A 22514-nucleotide genomic window follows, 5' to 3' on the forward strand; every position below is an offset into this window, starting at 1 on the left:
GTAAGCTGAAATAGGACATAGAACCGTCCCCTATCCTGCTTTAGAAAAATAATCCTGCAATGTGATAAGCTGCGAAGCTTACGATCCATGCAACTGCCAGTTGGAACAGCACAAATGCTGCTGTGATTTTCCGGCTTTCTACTTCCCTGTGAATTGTGGCAATGGTTGCGGTACAGGGAACGTACAGCAGGCAGAAAACCATCATCGCATAGGCATTGGCCGGACCAAATCCTATTGTGCCGAGGGCAGATGCCATGGCGGTCATTCCATGTGCGGTAGTGATGTTCTGGATGCCGAACAGTACACTGCAGCTGGAAACGACCACTTCTTTTGCGGCAATTCCGGCAATCAGTGCAACGACAATCTGCCAGTATCCCAGTCCAATCGGTGTGAAAAATGGAACAATGGCTTTTCCGATGTAGGAACCAAAGCTTTCACTGATATCTGTTACATAGCCGGAGGTTCCGAAATTCAGAAGCACCCACATGATGACGGATGCAATGAAGATAACGGTTCCGGCTTTGCTTAAGTAATCTTTTACTTTTTCCCAGACATAGATTGCGATGGTATGGGCATTCGGTGTTTTGTACTCGGGAAGCTCGATGAGCAATGCATGTTCGGATTTGCTTCCGTCAATTTTGGAGAGGATGAATGCGGTTGTGATTGCGACAACAATTCCCAGAAGATAGAGGGAATAGCATACCAGCATTGCATTTTTTCCAAAAAACATGGATGAGAAAAGTACATAAATCGGGAGCCTTGCACTGCAGGACATAAATGGTGTAACCAGTATGGTTTTCAGGCGGTCTTTTCGGTGCTCCAGAGCGCGGGATGCCATAACCGCAGGGACGGAGCATCCAAATCCCAGAAGGAGTGGGATGAAGGCACGGCCGGATAAACCAAGGTGTCCCATAATATCATCCATAACATAAGCTACACGGGACATATATCCGCTGTCCTCTAAGAAGGCAAGTGCTAAAAAGAGGATGAAAATATTGGGCAGGAAGGTCAGTATTCCACCTACGCCTGAGATAATTCCATCTACAATTAATGAAATGACCACAGGGTTTGTATGGATACTTTCTAAAATTTGTTCCGTATATGTAGTGAAGGCTTCCAATGCGATTTCAAAATACCCTTTCAGAAAATCTCCCACTGTAAAAGTCAGGAAAAATACCAGAGCCATAATAGCCAGGAAAATGGGAAGTCCCAGCCATTTGCTGGTAAGATACCGGTCAATACGGTCGGTGCGTGCTTCCTTGCTGCTTTTATTTACAAGCACTTCACTTATAATTTCTTCAATAAAATCATATTTCTGGTTAATGATATCCTTTTCATAGCTTCGATCAATGACATCATCAATTTCAAGTGGATGGTTGGAAAGGACATTTTTGTCCTTTTCCAGATATTTTATGGCATGCCATCTTTTATTCTGAAGTTCCGGGTATGCTGTTGCCAGACGTTCCATGACGATGTCAATTTTATCTTCAATATAATCCTGATAAACCATGGCATATTCATCATGATGATTATGCCTGTGTGTGGAGTGTTCCCCGTGATGATGATGGATAAAAGGACTCTGTGATGCGTAATCTTTGTGATGTGCTACCGCATGCATCAGGATGGAAAGTCCGCTTTTTTTTCGGGCGGAAACCGGAATTGCAGGAACGCCCAGCATTTCCGGAAGACGGTGCAGGTCAATCTCCATTCCCCGTTCTTCTACAATATCCATCATATTCAGGGCCAGTACTACGGGTTTGCCAAGTTCAATCAGCTGAAGTGTCAGATAAAGATTGCGCTCCAGGCTGGAGGCATCTACTACATCTACGATTACATCCACTTCGTCACTCATAATACATTCTCTTGATACGGTTTCTTCCATGGTATATGAGGTAAGACTGTAAATACCGGGCAGATCGATCAGTTTAAAGGTCTGTCCCTGATAAGTCGTTTTGCCTTCTTTTTTTTCAACGGTAACTCCCGGCCAGTTGGCTACCTTCAAATTTGCTCCGGTAAATGCGTTGAAAAGGGTGGTTTTTCCACAGTTGGGATTTCCTATAAATCCAACATTAATGGTTTCGCTCATGAGCGTGCTGCCTCCTTTACCTGAATATTTTCAGCTATTCTCCGTCCAAGTGCAAAGCGGGTCCCCCGGAATTTGACGGTCATAGCCCCCCGTTTGTCATTGTTGAGAATAGTAATCAGTGAACCTTCCGTAAGCCCCAGAGCTTCCAGGCGGCGTTCCAGTTGGAGTTCTATCTGTATAGATTGTACTTCATATGTATGATGATTTTCTCCCTGTTTTAATGTCATAGGGCAACCTCCATATCTATTTCTCTAAGTGTTATTGAGAATCATTATCTATTACAACGGGAAATTATATCACTATTTGACGGGGAAGTCAATGTGAAGTATAATTCTGTACAGTATAGAAGAAATAGAGCATACCTATTTATAGAGAAAAATGGAGGAAGAAGTAAGAAATGCAGGTTTATTTTTTGATTTTATACTTTTTTACATATGGATTTCTGGGATGGTGCACAGAGGTTGCATTTGCATCGGTGAAAGAGGGGAGATTCGTAAACAGAGGATTTCTGAACGGTCCTATCTGCCCGATATATGGTGTGGGTGTCAGTGCTGTTATCTTTCTTCTGGAACCATGTCAGGATTGGCTTCCTGTGTTATATATCGCTTCGGTAGTATTGGTTACTCTGATTGAAGGCTTGACAGGATATGCTATGGATAAAATATTTCATCATAAATGGTGGGACTATTCTGACCAGCCGCTGAATATCGGGGGATACGTATGCCTGATTTTTTCGCTGGTCTGGGGTGTGGCGTGTGTTGTGATTGTAAAAGGAATACATCCTCTGATTCATAAAGCACTGGCCTGGATACCTGTAACTGCAGGAATAGTAGGAATTGTCATTTTGGGAATATTATTATTTGCAGATTTGTATGTGACAGCGTCCGGAATTCTGAAGCTGAACCGCCGTCTGGAAGCAATGGAGAAGATTGCAGCGGAGTTGCGGGAGCTTTCCGACCGGGTAGGCGAGAATATCCACGAGGGAGTGATGGATACGCTGGAGTTCCAGGAAGAAGGAAGACAGAAACTGGAGGAGATTACAGAAGAAGGAAAACAGAGGCTGGAAGAGATTACAGAAGAAGGAAAACAGAGGCTGGAGGAGATCACAGAAGAGAGACGGCAGAAGAGAGAAGAGCAGCGTAAGAAGGCTGCGGAGCTTAGAAAGAGATATGAAGAGCTGGCTGCATCCAGAACCAGAGTCAGTGTACGTCTGGTAAAGGCATTCCCGAACATGAAATCCAGAAGGCATAACGATATACTGGAAGAATTGAAGAATGCTCTCGAAGATAGGGTAAAGCGTCAAATAAATGAAAAACATTAATTGTAAAAGCTGTGCGGAAGCGCAGCTTTTTTGTTACATTCCGATAAAAATTATGTAAAATATTTGTGTATTAATTATGTTGACAAACTGAGGGGGAATATATTATTATGTGAACACTCGTCTAAGGCGTTTGAAAGCCATATTCTGAAACAAAATTCATGGGACAGTTCGTCAGGAGGAATACATCATTCCGGTTTCCGAAAACGAGAATTTATAAGAGAGGAGGAGCTGCAAGATGATCTGATATACGCTTCGCGGGGATGCGCCAGGACTCGGCGCGAGAGTCTTGAATGGATAGTTATTGTTTAGACAGAAAAACAGAAAGGAAAAGAAAATATGAAGAAGGAACGCAGGTTATGGAGCAGGCTGATGAGAAGGATTGGATTGATAGGGCTTGCGGTACTGGCAGCAGTACTGGTTGGTACCATTTTCGTTCGGGCAGAATCAAAAGAACGGGGAGTACATACACTCACCTGTTATGACACCAGATATAATGAAGGACCTCTCATGGTAGGGTATTTTGAGATTGACGGAGGAAAGCCGGCCATGTGTGTATGTCATGAGATGGAACCGCCAACGGAGATTGGTACCCATCTGCAGGAAATTGCGGAGTATACTTTCGAGAATCAGGCACATGAACTGTTTCGCAAAATTTATTATTATGGATGGCAGGGGCCGGGAGATGTGGGGGCATCATATGTAGAGACATGCCTCGCAGGTTCGGTGGCAAATGGACATGATGATAATTATTACGGTTATGGACAGGCATTTATCAACCGCATTGCGGGTCTTCCAAATGCACCAAAGGGATTTAATGTCATGATTCTTTCTACCGGAAATGGCAGCTATCAGAACCTTGGAGTCTGGGAGTATCATCCTGTGGGTTACGCTGTCTTGAAAAAAATGGCGGAAGATGCAGATTATTCAGGCGGGGAACTGCGGTTTTCGCTGGAAGGTGCTGTCTATGGGGTGTACAGGGATAGAGAATGTACAGATGTAGTGACAGAACTGGAGACCGATGAAACGGGATGTTCAAAAAAGATTGAGTTGGATTGTGGAGATTACTGGGTAAAAGAGTTAAGTGCACCGTCCGGATATGTGAAGGATGAAAGAGTATGTAAGATGGTAGTGGAACCTGAGGCGGTCAGTGAGCTTACGGTGTCAGACCGACTTATTCGCGGAGATTTTGAACTGGTCAAGAAAGATGAAGAAGCAGATCAGCCAATGGCCGGTGTCAGTTTTCAAATCGTGTGTCAGGAGACAGGGGAATCCCATATTTTCACTACTGATGAAAATGGATATTATTCCTCTAATGCAGAATATATCCGGCACACATACAATACAAACGGAGGGCAGACAGGAGATGGACTATGGTTTGGAATGAACAGAGAAGGGAATCAGGCTGAGCCAAATGATAGCTGTGGGGCGCTTCCGGTCGGAACGTATATTATTACAGAAATTATGAATGAGGCGAACGAAGGAAAGGTGCCATGGAGTGAACAGATTTCCATATCGGAAGATAAAGTTTTGATAAATCTGGGGACGGTTCTGAATCAGAATGTGATTATCTCTACCATTGCGAAGGAAAAGGAGTCGGGCAGTCAGAATGTGTTGCCGGAGACAGAAGTAACTATTATAGATACGGTTTCTTACAGGGGGCTTTGTGAAGGAAGAGAATATACTCTGAGGGCGACTTTGATGGACAAAAATGCGGAAAAGGAAGTTCTTGATAAGAGCGGACAGCCGGTGACGGCAGAGCTGGTATTCCGGCCGGAGGCGTCTGAGGGAAGTGCGGAAGTCATGATTACGTTTGATGCGTCTGAACTGGAAGAGAGTGATGTGGTCGTATTTGAAAAGTTATATGAGGGGGAGAACCTGATTGCCAGACATGAGGATATCACAGATGAAGGGCAGACGATACATTTTGGTAAGAAGCCGGTTCCTCCGAAAGAGGACGAACCGGTGGAAAAAGAACCGGAAAAGACAGAAAAGGTTAAAACCGGTGATGGTGCAAATATAACGGTTCTTGTGATATCATGTATTCTTTCTTGCGTTGGAATCTTATGTTGTGTTAGAATAGCACGTAAGACGAAATAATGATAAAGGAGGGTCATCATCATGGGAATGACAATGACACAGAAAATTCTGGCAGCCCATGCGGGACTGGACAGCGTAGAAGCGGGACAGCTTATCATGGCGAAGCTCGATGTGGTAATGGCAAATGATATTACCGGACCAATGGCACTTCCGGTATTAAAACAGATGGCTGATACAGTTTTCGATAAAGACAAAGTTGTATTTGTGCCGGATCACTTTACACCAAATAAAGATATTAAATCTGCAGAAAATTCCAAGGCAATCCGTGAGTTTGCGAAGAACCAGGGACTGAAGTGGTATTTTGAACAGGGAAAATCCGGAGTAGAGCATGCGATTCTTCCAGAAGCGGGAGTAGTTACTGCAGGAGAATGTATTATCGGTGCAGATTCACATACATGTACATACGGAGCACTGGGAGCATTCTCCACCGGTGTGGGAACAACAGATATCGCAACAGGAATGGCAACCGGAGAATTATGGTTCAAGGTTCCGAGTGCGATTAAATTCGTCCTGAAGGGTGCGCCATCCCGTTACGTAAGCGGTAAAGATATTATTATCCATATTATTGGACGGATTGGTGTGGATGGAGCAAGATATAAGTCTATGGAATTCACCGGAGATGGAATTGCAAATCTTTCCATGGATGATCGTTTTACTATGGCTAACATGGCAATTGAAGCCGGTGCAAAGAATGGAATTTTCCCAGTAGATGACCTGACATTAGAATATATTCATGAGCATTCCGTAAAAGAATATCATGTATATGAGGCTGACGAAGACGCAGAATATGATGAAGTGATTGAAATTGATCTGTCAGAGGTGCGTCCTACTGTTGCATTCCCACATCTGCCAGGCAATGCAAAGACGATTGATGAAATTGAAGCTATGGACCCGATCAAGATCGATCAGGTTGTAATCGGTTCCTGTACAAATGGAAGAATCTCAGATCTTCGAAGAGCGGCAGCTGTTCTGAAGGGGCATACGGTACATCCGGATGTGCGTGTTATGGTAGTTCCTGCTACTCAGAAAATTTACAAGCAGTGTATTGCAGAGGGACTTCTGGATATTTTTGTGGATGCAGGCTGTGCAGTGAATACACCGAGCTGCGGACCTTGCATGGGAGGTCATATGGGCGTTATGGCAGCAGGAGAAAAATGTGTATCAACAACAAATCGTAACTTTGTAGGAAGAATGGGACATGTGGATTCTCTGATTTATCTTGCCTCACCGGAAGTGGCAGCGGCAAGTGCGATTGCAGGATGTATTGCAAATCCTGAGAAAGTGGGTGACAAATAATGAAGGCAATGGGTAATGTATTTAAATATGGTGATAATGTGGATACGGATGTAATCATTCCAGCCAGATATTTGAACTCTTTCGATGCACAGGAGCTGGCGAGCCATGCGATGGTAGATATTGATCCTGAATTTGCAGGAAAAGTACAGCCGGGCGATCTGATTGTGGCTAATAAGAATTTTGGATGCGGCTCTTCCAGGGAGCATGCACCGCTTTGTCTGAAGACGGCAGGAGTAAGCTGTATTATTGCAGAGACATTTGCCCGGATTTTCTACCGCAATGCAATTAATATCGGACTTCCGATTATCGAATGTCCGGAAGCTGCAAGGGGAATTGAAGCAGGAGATCAGGTTGAAGTAGACTTTGACAGCGGAAAAATCTACAACCGGACAAAGGGAACGGAGTTCCAGGGACAGTCATTCCCGGAATTTATGCAGAAGATTATTGCTGCCGGTGGTCTGGTTAATTATACTAATAGCAGGAAATAACCGGAAAATAGACGATACAGAAAGGTGAAGAAGATGAATTTACAGTATAAGAGTACAAGAAACGATGGCATAACAGTTACAGCATCTGAGGCAATATTAAAAGGCCTTGCAGACGATGGAGGTTTGTTTGTCCCGGTGGAGATTCCAAAGCTTTCCGTCTCTATGGAAGAACTTAAGGATATGACTTATCAGGAAACAGCATATGCGGTTATGAGAGAGTTTCTTACAGATTTTACAGAGGAAGAGCTGAAAGCATGTATTGCTAAAGCTTATGACAGTAAGTTCGATACTGAGGAGATTGCACCGCTTGCTAAAGCAGATGGTATTTATTATCTGGAATTATACCATGGAGCAACGATTGCATTTAAGGATATGGCACTTTCTATTCTGCCTCATCTTCTTACAACTGCTGCGAAAAAGAATCATGTAAAAAATGAGATTGTCATTCTGACAGCAACCTCCGGCGATACCGGAAAGGCAGCACTTGCAGGCTTTGCTGATGTGGAGGGTACCAGAATTATTGTGTTCTATCCAAAAAACGGAGTCAGCAAAGTACAGGAGCTTCAGATGGTAACCCAGAAGGGAGACAATACATCGGTTGTTGCTATCCATGGCAATTTTGACAATGCCCAAAGCGGGGTAAAGGCAATGTTCGAAAACAAAGAACTGGCCAGGGAGCTTGATGAGCACGGCTATCAGTTCTCATCTGCGAATTCTATAAATATCGGACGTCTTGTGCCGCAGGTGGTATATTACGTATATGCTTATGCAAAATTATTGCAGAATGAGGAGATTCAGGCAGGAGAGGCAATTAATGTTGTGGTTCCTACCGGAAATTTCGGAAATATTCTGGCAGCATATTATGCTAAACAGATGGGGATTCCGATTCAGAAGCTTGTTTGTGCTTCCAATGAAAATAAAGTGCTGTTTGATTTCTTCCAGACCGGTACTTATGACAGAAACAGAGAATTCCTTCTGACAACATCCCCGTCTATGGACATTTTGATTTCCAGTAATCTGGAGCGTCTGATTTATCAGATTGCCGGAAAAAATGCAGAGAAAGATGCAGAATTAATGCGGGAGCTGAAAGAAGACGGAAGTTATGCGATTACAGAGGATATGAAAAGAGAGCTCGCAGACTTCGAGGCAGGATATGCCACAGAGGAGCAGACAGCCCGTATGATTCATGATGTATATGCCAGAACCGGTTATGTGATCGATACACATACGGCAGTCGCTGCTTATGTATGTAAGGAATACCAGAAGAATTCAGGGGATGCTGCAAAATGCGTGGTGGCATCTACGGCAAGTCCGTATAAATTTGTAAAGAGTGTTATGAGCGCAATCGATGAAAAGTATGCGGATCAGGATGAATTTGCCCTTCTGGACGAATTAAAACAGGTGTCTCAGACAGAGATGCCGAACGCGATTAAAGAGATTCTGGATGCTAATATTCTTCATACAGCAGAGTGTGATGCGGACAAGATGGAGGCGTCTGTGCGGGAGATACTTGGATTGTAGGAGTCGGGATATGGAAGCTTATGAATTGTGGCAGAAGGCTGTGAAGGCAAGAGAATTTTCATATAGTCCGTATTCCGGATTTAAGGTGGGTGCCGCCCTCCTCTGTAAAAATGGGGAAGTGGTGCAGGGATGTAATGTGGAGAACAGTGCATATGGACCTTCTAACTGCGCAGAACGCACGGCATTTTTTGCGGCTGTTGCAAAAGGGCAGAGGGAATTTGAAGCAATTGCAATTGCAGGAGGAAAAGAGGAGCTGGTCATGTGCTATCCCTGCGGAGTTTGCCGTCAGGTTATGGCAGAATTCTGTGATCCGGATAATTTTCACGTAATTTGCGGAATGAATAAAGAAAAGCTGGAGATACTAACTTTGCGTGAGTTATTACCCAAAAGTTTTGAAATGCAAGATTGATTTTTCAATCTTGCATTTTTACACATTGTTAAACTATTGACTTTTTTGACAAAAAATGAGATAATACTACCAAATTCGGAATTTTAAGGAGGAAAAGACAAAATGGCAACAAAAGCATATTATCCAATTAGTGAAATCGGAAAAGACAAACCAGGTTTCTCTAAAACACGTTCCATTATTGAAGCAGCATTCTACGGAAATAATGTTGTGAAAGTAGAAACCTTGAAAGAGGCTTACAATCTGGCAAAGAATTCCCCGGGAACTATCGTGACAGATATGCCTGTATATAGAGGAGAAGAGTTTGGTCTGGATGCAGATGCAAAAGTTCTTTTATTTAATGACGGTGCAATTACCGGACGTTATGCAACAGCACGTCGTATTGCAGGAGAACCGGGAGTAGATTGCGATGCTCTTGATAAAGTTGCAATGGACGCTGTATACAAATCACGCTGGAAAAAAATGTATCATGCAACTGTATTTGCAGGATTGGATCCGGAATTTATGGTTAAGTGCCACCTGTTGATTCCGGAAGGAGAAGAGAATATCATGTATAACTGGATGCTGAACTTCCAGTATATGTCTGATGAATATGTAAAGATGTACAAAGAGTCCAAACCGGTAGGAGACGGAAAAGAAGCAGATATCTACATCTTCTCTGATCCGCAGTGGATTCCGGAAGAGGCTCCTGGTGTAAGCTTTGACTGTTTAAGTGACCCGGCTAAGAAGACTCTGTGCTATTTCAATACAGAGACAAACTGTGCATGTATCCTTGGTATGAGATACTTCGGAGAGCACAAGAAAGGTACTCTTACTATGGTATGGGCAATTGCAAACCGTAACGGTTATGCATCCTGCCACGGTGGACAGAAAGAATACTTACTCCCGGATGGATCCAAGTATGTTGCATCTGTATACGGTCTGTCAGGATCTGGTAAGTCTACACTGACACATGCAAAACATGGTGGAAAATACGAGATCAAAGTACTTCATGATGATGCATTTATCATCAATACAGATACATGCTCATCTATCGCAATTGAGCCTACTTATTTTGATAAGACAGCTGATTATCCGACAGGATGCCCGGATAACAAGTATCTGCTGACAGCTCAGAACTGTTCTGCAACAATGGACGAAGATGGAAAGATTCAGCTTGTAACAGAGGATATCAGAAATGGTAACGGACGTGCAATCAAGTCTAAGTTATGGTCACCGAACCGTGTAGATAAGATTGATGCTCCGGTTAATGCAATCTTCTGGATTATGAAAGATCCTACCATTCCGCCGGTAGTTAAGCTGAAAGGTGCTGCACTTGCATCTGTTATGGGAGCTACACTTGCTACAAAACGTTCCTCTGCTGAGCGTCTTGCTCCTGGCGTAGATCCTAACAAGCTGGTTGTTGTTCCTTACGCTAATCCGTTCAGAACCTATCCTCTGGCTAATGACTACGAGAAGTTCAAAAAACTGGTTGAAGAGAAGAACGTAGACTGCTACATCGTTAATACAGGTGATTTCATGGGCAAGAAGGTACAGCCAAAGGATACTCTTGGTGTGCTGGAAGCAATCGTTGAGAAGAGAGCAGATTTCCATCAGTGGGGACCGTTCTCTGACATCGAGATCATGGATTGGGAAGGATTCGTTCCGGATCTTGACGATCCGGACTACAAAGCTCAGTTAAAGGCTCGTATGCAGGATCGTGTAAACGAAGTTGAGAACTTTGCTGTAGCAAAAGACGGATATGACAAGCTGCCGGATGAAGCAGTAGATGCACTGAAGAAACTGGTTGAAGAACTTGCATAATTGAAAAGAATATGATTTGTAAAAGGAAGCTGTTTTGATGCGGCTTCCTTTTTTTGGTTGATTAATTATATTTTTGTGCTATAATAATGTTCGATATAAAACAGTTCACTATCGAACAATCGGGGAGGCGTGACATATGGAAGAGGCAGAGCTGAGGATAGGAGTTGAAGTGCATAAGGCAGACCGGGTAATCGGACGATGTCTGTCGAATCGAGTAAAAGCAGCGGGAATAGACGAAGTTACGATCGTGCACGGCTGGGTAATCAGGTATCTTTATGAGCACCGGAGTGAAGATGTATTTCAAAAGGATCTGGAACAGCATTTTTCTGTAGGCAGGTCGTCTGTTACGAATACAATAAAGCTTATGGAAAAAAAGGGATTTATCTGTCGGGAATCGGTGACCAGGGATGCCAGGTTGAAGAAGGTTTCTTTGACAGACAAGGGAATCCAAACGCATGAAGAAATGACAAAGATAACAGAGCAGATGGATGATTTTCTCCTTCGGGGAGTCGGCAAAGAAGATCTAAAAATATTCCTGGGAGTGATCCGGAAAATCCGGGAAAATGCGGAGAAAGGAGAAATGAAATGATACGGACTTTGTTACATGAGGTAAAGGAATATAAGAAAGCGTCCTTTGCGACGCCTGTTTTTATGATACTGGAAGTAATTATGGAGATGATTATCCCGTATCTGATGGCATCCATTATTGATGACGGAGTCAACAAGGGGGATATCGGACATATTTACAGGGTAGGAGGGATTATGATTGTGGCGGCGGCTATGGGTCTACTGGCAGGACTTCTCGGAGGACGTTACGGTGCGAAAGCTTCCACAGGATTTGCAAAAAATCTGAGAGAGGCAATGTTTAACCACATCCAGACATTTTCATTTTCCAGCATCGATAAATTCAGTACGGCCGGATTGGTGACCCGTCTGACTACGGATGTAACCAATGTTCAAAATGCGTATCAGATGTGTCTTCGAATGCTTATGAGAGCGCCTGCCAGCTTGATTTGTGCGATGGCCATGGCATTTTTTATAAATAGACGCCTGGCAAGCGTTTATCTGGTAGCAGTGATGATTCTTGGTGTTGTTCTAATGTTTATTATCAGTCATGCTACGAGATATTTTCAGCAGGCATTTCCCAAATATGACGCATTGAATGAATCTGTGCAGGAAAATGTATCAGCCATTCGTGTCGTAAAAGCTTATGTGAGAGAAGAGGAGGAAACCAGGAAATTTAAGAAGGCGAGTGAGAATATTTACAGGATATTTGTAAAGGCGGAAAATAATCTTGTGTACAATGCGCCGATAATGCAGCTTACGGTATATACATGTATTCTTCTGATCAGCTGGCTTGGTGCAAAAATGATTGTTTCCTCAACTCTGACTACCGGTGAGCTTATGAGTCTTTTAGCCTACTGTATGAATATTCTGATGAACCTTATGATGCTGTCCATGGTATTTGTCATGATATCCATGAGTATGGCAAGTGTCAGACGTATCTCAGAGGTACTGAACGAGGTCAGTGATATCCAGAATCCGGATCACCCGGTGACAGAAGTAAAAGACGGAAGCATTACATTTTTTCATGTGAATTTTTCATATAAAAAAGATAATGATGAGCCTGTTTTAAAAGATATTAATCTGGATATCCATTCCGGTGAGACTATCGGAATTATCGGTGGAACCGGAAGCGCGAAAACGAGCCTCGTGAACCTGATCAGCCGTCTTTATGATGTGACTGATGGGGAAGTGCGGGTTGGAGGATGCAATGTAAAGGATTATGATATGGAAGCACTTCGTAATCAGGTGTCTGTAGTACTTCAGAACAATGTGTTATTCTCCGGTACAATTTTAGAAAATTTACGATGGGGCAATCGAAATGCTACAGAAGAGGAATGTGTGAATGTCTGCAGGCTTGCCTGTGCAGATGAGTTTATCCAGAGATTTCCGATGAAATATGAGACGCACATTGAGCAGGGAGGAAATAATGTATCCGGCGGACAGAAGCAGAGACTCTGTATTGCCAGGGCACTCCTGAAAAAACCTAAAATACTGATTCTGGATGACAGCACCAGTGCGGTCGATACTGCTACGGATGCGAAGATAAGAAGAGCATTCCGGGAGGAAATACCGGACACCACGAAACTGATCATTGCCCAGAGGATTTCCAGTGTTCAGGATGCGGACCGGATCATTGTCATGGATGAAGGCAGAGTTCATGGATTTGGTACCCATGAAGAATTGTTGGAAACAAATGAAATCTACCGCGAGGTATATGAGTCCCAGATGAAGGGCAGCGGCGATTTTGATGAAAAGGCAGGTGAGTAAAAGATGGCAGGACCGATGAGAAAAGAAACGAGAGGCATGAAATCCCAGGTGAAGGATCCGGGAAAAATTTTTCTAAGATTGATGAATTATGTGTTTCGTACATATAAGTATCATTACATTGCAGTTGTGATCCTGATTTTTATCGGAGTAATTGCAAATGTGCAGGGAACAATGTTTACGAAAAATCTGATTGACGATTATATTACACCGCTTCTGCTTTCCGACACGCCGGATTTTGCGCCGCTTGCATATGCGATTGCGAGGGTGGCGGGCTTTTATCTGATAGGAATACTGGCAACATTTGCTTATAATAAGATTATGGTGTATGTAACCCAGGGCACTCTTCAGAATATGAGAGATGACCTGTTTGAAAATATGCAGAAGCTGCCAATTAAGTATTTTGATACTCATGCCCATGGCGATATCATGTCAATCTATACCAATGATATTGATACGTTACGCCAGATGATCAGCCAGAGTATTCCTCAGATCATAAACAGTGGGTTTACAATTGTAAGTGTGCTGATCAGTATGATTATCCTGAATGTGCCGCTGACAATTGTGACGCTGATTATGGTGGGAATTATGCTGTACTGTACAAAGCTGGCAGCGGGAAACAGCGGAAAATATTTCCTGAAACAGCAAAAGAATCTTGGCGCTGTGAATGGATTTATTGAAGAAATGATGAATGGGCAGAAGGTGGTTAAGGTATTCTGCCACGAGGAAGAGAACAAAGAGGCTTTTCGGAAATTAAATCAGGAGCTTTTTGGAAGTGCTGACCTTGCAAATTCATTTGCAAATATCCTGGGACCTATCAATGCACAGCTTGGAAATATCAGCTATGTTGTGTGCGCAATCGTAGGCGGCGCTCTGGCGCTTGGAAAGGTTGGAGGGTTTACGCTGGGAGGACTGGCAAGCTTCCTGACATTTAACAGGAGCTTCAGCATGCCGATCAACCAGGTGAGTCAGCAGCTGAATGCTATCGTTATGGCTATGGCGGGTGCTGAGAGATTCTTTAAGCTGTTGGATGAAGAACCGGAAAAAGATGATGGATATGTGACACTTGTGAATGCAAGGGAAGTGGACGGTCAGCTTACCGAGTGTGAGGAAAGAACCGGCTGCTGGGCATGGAAGCACACCCACCGCTCAGATGGAACCACAGATTACGTGAAGGTTCGGGGAGATGTGGTGTTCAATGGAGTGGATTTCGGATATAATGACGATAAGATTGTCCTTCATGATGTGAAGCTATATGCGAATCCGGGACAGAAGATTGCTTTCGTGGGGTCTACCGGAGCAGGGAAGACCACGATTACCAATCTGATCAACCGTTTCTATGATATCCAGGATGGAAAGATCCGTTATGACGGGATCAATATTAATAAGATACGCAAAGCAGACCTTCGACGTTCCATGGGAATCGTACTTCAGGATACCCATTTATTTACCGGGACGGTAAAGGAAAATATTCGTTTTGGTAAACTGAATGCGACGGATGAAGAGGTGGTGGCAGCCGCAAAACTTGCCAATGCAGACGGATTTATCCGGAGGCTTCCGGATGGATATGATACTATGCTTACCGGGGACGGAGCCAGCTTAAGTCAGGGACAGAGGCAGCTTCTGTCCATTGCGAGGGCGGCAATTGCAGATCCGCCAGTGCTGATACTGGATGAGGCAACCAGCTCTATCGATACCCGGACAGAGCGGATCGTGCAGGATGGTATGGATAAGCTGATGAAGGGCAGAACTACATTTGTCATTGCTCATCGCCTGTCTACCATAAGAAATGCAGATTGTATCATGGTGTTGGAACAGGGAAGGATTATTGAGCGTGGAACACATGAGGAACTGCTGGAAGAGAAAGGTAAGTACTATCAGCTGTATACGGGAAAGAGTGTTTCTGCATAGGGGTAGAAGACAGAAAAAATGATGGATGGATTGATATTGGCAGGAGGAAAGAGCCTGCGCATGGAAGGGAAACATAAAGGTTTCCTTGTCTATAATAAAGAAACTTTTATGGAGCGACTGATCAGGGAAATGAAAAGAGAGGCGGAACATCTGTGGATATCTTATGGTACGGAGATACATGCTTCTTACGAAGGATGCCCGGTAATTATGGATGAATATCCAGGGTGTGGCCCGATTGGAGGAATTCATGCCGGGCTTCGGCAATGTCAGGCAGATGCTATGATGGTGGCGGCATGCGATATGCCATTTTTAAGAGCAGAGTTATACAGGCATTTGAAGACAAAAATGGGATCGGCTGATGGAGTGGTTCCGGTGGTAAGGGAAAGAATTCATCCCCTTGCAGCCATCTACAGTAAAAGAATTCTTCCGGTTCTTGAGGAGCAGATTTCAAATGAAAATTATCGGCTGACAAATGCTCTGATAAGATTGAATATAAAATATGTGGATGTGACGGGGATGAATGAATTTGAAAAGATGCTTCGAAATATTAATACAGTAGAAGAATATGGAAATTTATACGAAGTGAAAAATACATAAAGGGGTAAATATATGGAAAGCTTATCATTAGAAGATGCACTTAATATTTTGCTTTCAAAAGTAAATCAAATCAGGGAGTGTGAAATGGTTTCCCTGTGGGAGAGCGTGGGGCGTGTTTTATCTGAAAATATTACCGCAGTGAGAAATCAGCCGCCCTTTCCCCGCTCTCCACTGGATGGATATGCAGTCAGAAGTGTGGATATAAAAGGTGCTTCCAGAGAACGTCCGGTGAAGCTTAAGGTAATTGATGAAGTAGATGCAGGTCATGTGACGGAAAAGACTGTAGAGTACGGAATGGCAGTGAGAATCATGACCGGTGCACCGATTCCGGAAGGTGCGGACTGTGTCATCCGACAGGAGGATACAGATTACGGAGAAGATAACGTAAAAATTTATAAAGAAATACAAAAATTTCAGAATTACTGCTTTGAAGGCGAGGATTATAGAGCCGGGACGGTTCTTTTGAAGAAGGGAATGCAGATCGGTTCTGTTGAAGCAGGGGTTCTTGCGAGTCTGGGACTGGAGAACGTGCCGGTATACCGAAAAATTAAGGCAGCAGTACTGACAACCGGAGATGAGATCATGCTGCCCGGGGAGAAGCTGCTTCCGGGGAAAATATATGATTCGAATCTCTATACACTGGTGACACGACTTCATTCCTTTGGAATTGAGATTGTTTACAAAGGGCGCGTGGAGGATGATGCCAGGAAGGCAGCCGGGATCATAAAAAAGGCGGCAGAAAAGGCGGACATCATGATTACTACCGGCGGAGTATCTGTGGGAAAAAAGGATATTATGCATGAAGTTTTGGATATCCTGCATGCGGACAGGCTGTTCTGGAGAATAGCAATAAAACCCGGAATGCCGACGTTGTGTGCTGATTATGAGGGGAAGCTTTTGATCTGTCTGTCCGGAAATCCGTACGGTGCGGCGGTGAATTTGGAATTGCTGGTACGTCCGGTTCTTGCAGTGATGGCAGGAAGAAAAGATTTGGAAATTAAAAGGGTGAAAGCTGTGTGCCGGGGCACATTTCCGAAAAAAAGTCCGGTCAGGAGATATTTGCGTGCTTTTTATGAAAATGGTGAAGTGTTTCTGGGTGAGGGTTCCAACGCATCGGGAATTTTAAGCACAATGTGCGGATGCAATTGCCTGATTGAAATACCGGCGGGAACAGAGTGCGTTACATTTGGAGATGAAACAGAAGTAATTCTTTTATAGCGGGAGTGAGGAAGATGGCAAAAGAATTAAAACAGAGAATTATTGCGGTGTGCGGTGTGAAAAATTCCGGTAAGACGACACTCCTTGTGAAATTGGTAAAAAACCTTACGGAAAGAGGAGTCAAAACGGCGGTCATCAAACATGACGGACATGATTTCTCATGTGACGTGAAGGGGACGGACAGTTACCGTATGAAGGAAGCCGGAGCTTATGGGGCGGCGGTTTTTTCTGAACAACGGATTTTTATTCATAAATTCGGAACCGGTGAAAAGGAAAAAGAATTGATTTCCATGTTTCCGGAGGCTGAGATGATTTTGATTGAGGGGCTGAAAGAGAGTGAATATCCGAAGATAGAAGTGATTCGCAAAGACATTTCAGACAAACCGGTTTCCAATCCCAAGGGTCGTTTTCTGATCGTGACAGACAGGGAAAGCGGCGAGTTCGAAGAGCCGGTCCTACATCCGGAACAGATCGAGGAAATCGTGGAATTAATGATGAAGCAACAGGGAAACGGTGAGGACTGCTATGAAAGATAATTATGGAAGAAATATTGATTATTTGCGTATTTCCATTACAGATCGCTGCAATCTGAGGTGCGGATACTGCATGCCAAAAGGAATCCGGCTTGCTCCGATGCATGATATCCTGACTTATGAGGAGATAGAGCTGATCTGTAAGGCGGCAGTAAAAGCAGGAATTACAAAATTTAAGATAACAGGCGGGGAACCTCTGGTTCGTCTCGGATGTCCGGAACTTGTTGGAAAGATTCGAAGTATTCCGGGAGTTTCCCAGGTGACACTTACAACAAACGGGGTGCTGCTTGGAAAATATCTGGATGAGCTGATGGAAAATGGGCTGGATGCGGTTAATATCAGTCTGGACACGCTGGACAGAGAGACGTTTAGAAAAATAACAGGATGCGATGATGCAGATAAGGTGAAAGAAAGTATTCGTCTTGCGGTAGAAAAAAAGCTTCCGGTGAAGATAAATACGGTCCTGCAGAAAGGAATCAACGATCACGAGTGGGAGAGCCTTGCGGAGCTTGCGAAAGAGGCTCCTGTGGATGTCCGTTTTATCGAAATGATGCCAATCGGATACGGAAAACAGTGTGAAATGGTATCGGGAGATGATATCAGACAGAAGCTGAAGGAATTATTTCCCAATATGGAGGAGGATCATTCTGTTCATGGAAATGGTCCTGCTATTTATTATAAAATTCCAGGATTTCGTGGAAGTATTGGATTTATCAATGCCATTCATGGAAAGTTCTGTGATCAGTGTAACCGCATCAGGCTTACGGCATCCGGTGAATTTAAGCCCTGCCTCTGCTATGGTGAACATGTGGATGTGAAGCAAATGATTCGGGATATGGCAGATGAGTCGGAAGAAGAAAAGATAGCCCAAATTGAGAAGATTATCGTGGAAGCGATACAAAGGAAACCGCAGAATCACTGCTTTGAGAGCAGGGAAGAGATTACAGAAGACAGACAGATGGTTCAGATTGGAGGATAAGGTTTTATGAATGGAAAAGTTATTGCGGTCTGTGTCAGTGAAAAAAAGGGAACACAGAAGCATGAGAAGGAGTCCGTTATTCTCCGGGAAAACTGGGGAATTGAGGGAGATGCACATGCCGGGAACTGGCATCGTCAGGTCAGTATGCTTTCACTGGAAAAGATAGAAGACTTTCGTGCACGGGGGGCTGAAGTGGATTTTGGCGCATTTGGTGAAAATCTGATCGTAGAAGGATATGATCTCAGTAAACTGCCTGTTGGGACCAGGTTCGTGATTGGAGAAGTTGTTCTGGAGATGACACAGATTGGAAAAGAGTGTCACAGCCATTGTGCGATCCATCGCATGGTGGGAGATTGTATTATGCCGCGGGAGGGTGTATTTACGAAGGTAGTCAAAGGAGGAGAAATACGTCCGGGTGATGAGATCCATATGCTTCCTCCGGACAGGAACCGTCCGTTTACGGCTGCAGTTATCACATTGAGCGATAAAGGATCTCGGGGAGAACGGGAGGATAAAAGCGGTCCGCTTCTCCGGGAAATGTTATTTGATGCCGGATATGATGTGGTTGAGACACTGCTTCTTCCGGATGACAGGACGTCCATAGAGAAAGAATTGATCAGGCTGGCTGATCAGCGTCAGATTCAGGTTATATTTACGACTGGCGGAACGGGATTTTCAGAAAGAGATGTCACGCCGGAAGCGACCATAGCTGTCTGCGACCGAATGGCGATGGGAATCGCAGATGCAATCAGGGTCTACTCCCTGTCAATTACAGACCGCGCCATGTTAAGCCGTGCGGTATCCGGAATCCGAAAGAAAACGCTGATCGTTAATCTGCCGGGAAGTCCGAAGGCTGTGAAAGAAAGTCTGGAATATGTGCTGCCGTCACTGAGACATGGATTGGGGATTCTTCGCGGAACAGACGGAGAGTGTGGGAGCGAATCTTGAATTTTACAGAAAAAGAAAAATAAGGAAAGCTCCAAGGGTTGTAAATTAGATGCAAATGGGTTATAATAGCCTCAGATGAAAAACCTGGGGTGTGCGATACCTTCTGTAATTTTGAACCTACAATACTTTAAACGGGACTCTTATATCTCCGTAATATGTCAGGCCTCCGAATTTGCAGTGGAAGACAGAAAAGCGGATGCGGACACCCACCTAGCTGTGGCTAGGAGTCAAAATACAGGAGCCGGCATTTCCGGGACTTACAAAAGATGAGGGGCAGTCGCTTAAGCGGCTGCCTTTTTTCTTTATCATACGTATATGAAAATCGAAGGTTCTGTTTATGAATTTATTTCATACATTTTACAGAAGAAGGGACAAGAGAGGCCTGCATGAGAAAGAGAAGAAGAAAACTGCGTTTAATGATGCTGCTTTTGGTAATACTTTTCCTGATAGGAGGAATGCTGAAGATTCTGAGAACAGGAAAGGGCGGCAGTCTTTTAAAACAGCAGACGGAAAGTCCGCTTAATATGGAAAATGGAAATTCTGAGGTGGATCGGGATTGGCAAAATGCCAGGATTCGTGTGATTTTACTTTCTACCGGGTATCAGGATATGGTGCATCCGGAGGTGCATCTGGCATCAGATGCAGGAATGCGGATCTGCTATGGAGAAGCTGTGGAAGAATGGAAGGCTTCGGAACCATTTGTTATCCGTCCGGACGATGTGAGATTCAGCAGTGGAATAGTCCGGGTAGAGTCGCTGACAGAAGGCAGTGAGATTCAGGTGGGGAATATTGAGCGTGGATACGGAACGCCATCTTATGCGGGAATACTGGAGCTTCGGGCAACGGCAGAAGGAATTGTTCTCATCAATGAGCTTCCGGTGGAGGAGTATCTGTGTAAGGTAGTACCCAGTGAGATGCCTGCTTCCTATGAATTGGAGGCATTGAAAGCTCAGGCGGTCTGTGCCAGAAGCTATGCATATCGTCAGATGGAGAAGTATGGATATCCGGAGTATGAAGCCCATGTTAATGACAGTACGGATTATCAGGTTTATAATAACAGTCCTGCTCAGGAGAAGAGCTCTCAGGCAGTGTGGGAAACCTGCGGACGGGCGGTGTGGTATGGAGGAAGTATTGCCGTTACATATTATTACTCGACTTCCTGTGGAAGGACGACAGACTTGAGTGCCTGGGGAAGTGAAGTGAATGAGAGTAATGCCTATCTGCAAAGTGTCGAAGTGTCAAATGGAGAGGCAGATTATGAAAAAGATCTCCCGTGGTACCGGTGGTCGGCCAGGATTCCGGCGGAGACATTGTCAAATCTGGTGGGACTGAATACGGGAGTGGATGTGGGAAAACTTCAAAGTGTGGAGGTGACCAGACGTGGAGCGGGAGATATTGTCCTGCAGATCGTGGCTTCCGGGGATAAGGGAAGTGTAACGGTAGATACGGAGAATAAGATTCGTGCCGCGCTCGGCGGAACGGGCTATTCTATTACGAAAAATGATGGGTCAACAGTAGAGAGCACCCGTCTGCTTCCCAGTGCATTTTTTACGATTGAGAGGCAGGGGGAAGAGTTTATTATCACCGGCGGAGGATTTGGTCATGGAATAGGTATGAGCCAGAACGGGGCGAATGAGATGGCGAAACAGGGAAAGAATTACAGGGAAATATTATCTCTTTTTTATAGCGAAATAGAAATAAAATAATAAATAAAAAAATAAAATAATGACATAAAGCGGATGATCTGTGAATTTTCATGGACAAACCATATAAAATCAGGTAAAATGTATGGAACATATGGGAGAATGCTATGAAAAAAGTAAAGAATTATTATGAAAATATAATGAAATATACAGATGACATTGCAGCGGATCATGTAGGGGCATATGCTGCCCAGACTTCCTATTTTTTTATGTTGTGTATGATTCCGATTATTCTGCTTCTGCTGACACTGGTACAGTATACGCCGGTGACCAAGGCTGATGTTATGACAGCTGTGATTCAGGTGTTTCCGACTTCCGTGGATTCGTTGATCACGTCGATTGTAAATCAGGTGTATAATCAGTCTACCGGTGTGATTCCAATCACAATTATCGTGGCACTGTGGTCGGCGGGAAAGGGTGTTCTTGCTATTACTACTGGACTTAACTGCGTGTATAAATGCCGTGAGACACGTAATTATATTTTCCTTAGAATACGCGCAACGATATATACGCTGATGTTCCTGGTGGTAATCCTGCTTCTTCTGATACTGGCGGTATTTGGTAATTCTCTGAATATATTTATTGCAGAACATGTGCCGATTATGAAGAGGTTTGCGGATAAGTTGATAGAGGTTCGTATCATTATCACGCCTGTTGTGCTGATCGTGTTCTCACTTTTGTCGTATAAATTTCTTCCAAACCGGAGAGATAAATTGTTGAGACAGCTTCCCGGAGCAGTGTTTACCGCAATCGGATGGATGGTAGTTTCCTGGATATTTTCTGTATACGTGGATATTTTTAAGGGATTTTCCAGTATGTATGGAAGTCTGACAACGATCGTGCTGATCATGCTGTGGATGTATTTCTGTATGTACAGCCTGCTTTTGGGCGGGGAATTGAATATGTGGGTGAAAGACCTGTTTTTTTCCGACAGAGCTTGACAAGCCGGATTCATGTGTTACAATGATATGGAATATTTAGAAATGATAAAAGCGACGACCGCGTTCAGTAGCGACCCATTTTCCCACAGAGAGAGGAAATCATCGGCTGTAAGTTTCCCCGGGTTCAGATGGCAAGTGAATTTCCCGCGCGAGCTGCATCTTTGAAGAGAAGCGTGATTAATTATAATTTTATGCTAAGTAGAGGATGCCGTGTGTGCACGTTACGCAAGATAATGAGTGCCTGGACAAGATGTGCCGGGAATCAGGGTGGTACCGCGAGTAATTTCCTCGTCCCTTTTGGGATGAGGTTTTTTTAATTTAAAAAAAGGAGAAAA

At 44.0% G+C, this 22514-nt stretch carries 19 protein-coding genes, 1 other RNA gene and 1 other annotated feature; of the genes, 18 read left to right on the forward strand and 2 right to left on the reverse strand.

All coding sequences use genetic code 11. From position 1 onward, the window contains the following. Window positions 1–40 precede the first annotated feature (40 nt). Both feoB and ACQRCC_RS10345 read right to left on the reverse strand, forming a co-directional pair. Window positions 41–2086 carry a ferrous iron transport protein B gene (feoB, locus tag ACQRCC_RS10340; protein WP_427850701.1) on the reverse strand — a complete coding sequence of 682 codons (2046 nt, stop codon included), beginning with the start codon at window positions 2084–2086 and terminating at the stop codon, window positions 41–43. Continuing rightward, window positions 2083–2313 carry a FeoA family protein gene (locus ACQRCC_RS10345; protein WP_427850702.1) on the reverse strand — a complete coding sequence of 77 codons (231 nt, stop codon included), beginning with the start codon at window positions 2311–2313 and terminating at the stop codon, window positions 2083–2085. Before ACQRCC_RS10345 ends, feoB begins: the two co-directional genes overlap by 4 nt. A 170-nt stretch (window positions 2314–2483) precedes the next feature. Here ACQRCC_RS10345 and ACQRCC_RS10350 point away from each other — a divergent pair, with 170 nt between their 5' ends. The 18 genes from ACQRCC_RS10350 to ACQRCC_RS10435 all read left to right on the forward strand — a co-directional run bounded on the left by ACQRCC_RS10350 (window position 2484) and on the right by ACQRCC_RS10435 (window position 22179). Next, complete coding sequence (locus tag ACQRCC_RS10350; RefSeq protein ID WP_427850703.1) at window positions 2484–3407, forward strand: putative ABC transporter permease; 924 nt, start codon at window positions 2484–2486, stop codon at window positions 3405–3407. Between the two features lie 336 nt (window positions 3408–3743). After that, window positions 3744–5504 carry a VaFE repeat-containing surface-anchored protein gene (locus ACQRCC_RS10355; RefSeq protein WP_427850704.1) on the forward strand — a complete coding sequence of 587 codons (1761 nt, stop codon included), beginning with the start codon at window positions 3744–3746 and terminating at the stop codon, window positions 5502–5504. Window positions 5505–5525: 21 nt separating this feature from the next. Beyond that, window positions 5526–6800 (forward strand): 3-isopropylmalate dehydratase large subunit, encoded by a 1275-nt coding sequence (gene leuC, locus ACQRCC_RS10360; protein WP_427850705.1) that lies wholly within the window; start codon window positions 5526–5528, stop codon window positions 6798–6800. After that, the gene (locus ACQRCC_RS10365) at window positions 6800–7288 is read left to right on the forward strand and encodes a 3-isopropylmalate dehydratase small subunit (RefSeq protein WP_427850706.1); all 489 of its coding nucleotides are present in this window, start codon (window positions 6800–6802) and stop codon (window positions 7286–7288) included. The genes leuC and ACQRCC_RS10365 overlap by 1 nt, the downstream gene beginning before the upstream one ends. A 33-nt stretch (window positions 7289–7321) precedes the next feature. Further along, window positions 7322–8809, forward strand: coding sequence for a threonine synthase (gene thrC / locus ACQRCC_RS10370; RefSeq protein WP_427850707.1), 1488 nt, complete (start codon window positions 7322–7324; stop codon window positions 8807–8809). Between the two features lie 10 nt (window positions 8810–8819). After that, window positions 8820–9218, forward strand: coding sequence for a cytidine deaminase (gene cdd / locus ACQRCC_RS10375; protein WP_427850708.1), 399 nt, complete (start codon window positions 8820–8822; stop codon window positions 9216–9218). A gap of 102 nt (window positions 9219–9320) precedes the next feature. Beyond that, window positions 9321–11018 carry a phosphoenolpyruvate carboxykinase (ATP) gene (locus ACQRCC_RS10380; protein ID WP_427850709.1) on the forward strand — a complete coding sequence of 566 codons (1698 nt, stop codon included), beginning with the start codon at window positions 9321–9323 and terminating at the stop codon, window positions 11016–11018. Window positions 11019–11154: 136 nt separating this feature from the next. Further along, window positions 11155–11607, forward strand: a complete 453-nt coding sequence (locus ACQRCC_RS10385; RefSeq protein WP_427850710.1) for a MarR family winged helix-turn-helix transcriptional regulator — start codon at window positions 11155–11157, stop codon at window positions 11605–11607. After that, window positions 11604–13352 carry an ABC transporter ATP-binding protein gene (locus ACQRCC_RS10390; protein ID WP_427850711.1) on the forward strand — a complete coding sequence of 583 codons (1749 nt, stop codon included), beginning with the start codon at window positions 11604–11606 and terminating at the stop codon, window positions 13350–13352. The genes ACQRCC_RS10385 and ACQRCC_RS10390 overlap by 4 nt, the downstream gene beginning before the upstream one ends. A gap of 3 nt (window positions 13353–13355) precedes the next feature. Beyond that, window positions 13356–15260, forward strand: a complete 1905-nt coding sequence (locus ACQRCC_RS10395) for an ABC transporter ATP-binding protein (protein WP_427850712.1) — start codon at window positions 13356–13358, stop codon at window positions 15258–15260. A gap of 18 nt (window positions 15261–15278) precedes the next feature. Next, window positions 15279–15857, forward strand: a complete 579-nt coding sequence (locus tag ACQRCC_RS10400) for a molybdenum cofactor guanylyltransferase (RefSeq protein WP_427850713.1) — start codon at window positions 15279–15281, stop codon at window positions 15855–15857. A 12-nt stretch (window positions 15858–15869) separates the two neighbouring features. Continuing rightward, window positions 15870–17075: a molybdopterin molybdotransferase MoeA gene (locus ACQRCC_RS10405; RefSeq protein ID WP_427850714.1), complete on the forward strand. Its 1206-nt coding sequence runs from the start codon at window positions 15870–15872 to the stop codon at window positions 17073–17075. A 14-nt stretch (window positions 17076–17089) separates the two neighbouring features. After that, window positions 17090–17611, forward strand: a complete 522-nt coding sequence (gene mobB / locus ACQRCC_RS10410; protein WP_427850715.1) for a molybdopterin-guanine dinucleotide biosynthesis protein B — start codon at window positions 17090–17092, stop codon at window positions 17609–17611. Beyond that, a complete protein-coding gene (gene moaA, locus ACQRCC_RS10415; RefSeq protein WP_427850716.1) occupies window positions 17601–18587 on the forward strand; it encodes a GTP 3',8-cyclase MoaA in 987 nt (328 codons plus the stop codon). Before mobB ends, moaA begins: the two co-directional genes overlap by 11 nt. A 6-nt stretch (window positions 18588–18593) precedes the next feature. Beyond that, complete coding sequence (locus tag ACQRCC_RS10420) at window positions 18594–19535, forward strand: molybdenum cofactor synthesis domain-containing protein (protein WP_427850717.1); 942 nt, start codon at window positions 18594–18596, stop codon at window positions 19533–19535. A gap of 78 nt (window positions 19536–19613) precedes the next feature. Then, window positions 19614–19796, forward strand: a non-coding RNA gene (gene ssrS / locus ACQRCC_RS10425) — 6S RNA. Between the two features lie 125 nt (window positions 19797–19921). Next, window positions 19922–21241, forward strand: a complete 1320-nt coding sequence (locus ACQRCC_RS10430) for a SpoIID/LytB domain-containing protein (RefSeq protein WP_427850718.1) — start codon at window positions 19922–19924, stop codon at window positions 21239–21241. A 104-nt stretch (window positions 21242–21345) separates the two neighbouring features. After that, window positions 21346–22179, forward strand: a complete 834-nt coding sequence (locus ACQRCC_RS10435) for a YihY/virulence factor BrkB family protein (RefSeq protein ID WP_427850719.1) — start codon at window positions 21346–21348, stop codon at window positions 22177–22179. A 45-nt stretch (window positions 22180–22224) separates the two neighbouring features. Beyond that, window positions 22225–22478 (forward strand) — a binding site (T-box leader). Window positions 22479–22514: the final 36 nt, after the last annotated feature.

Source organism: Sporofaciens sp. SGI.106 (genome assembly GCF_050314255.1).
Classification (GTDB): Bacteria; Bacillota; Clostridia; order Lachnospirales; family Lachnospiraceae; genus Claveliimonas.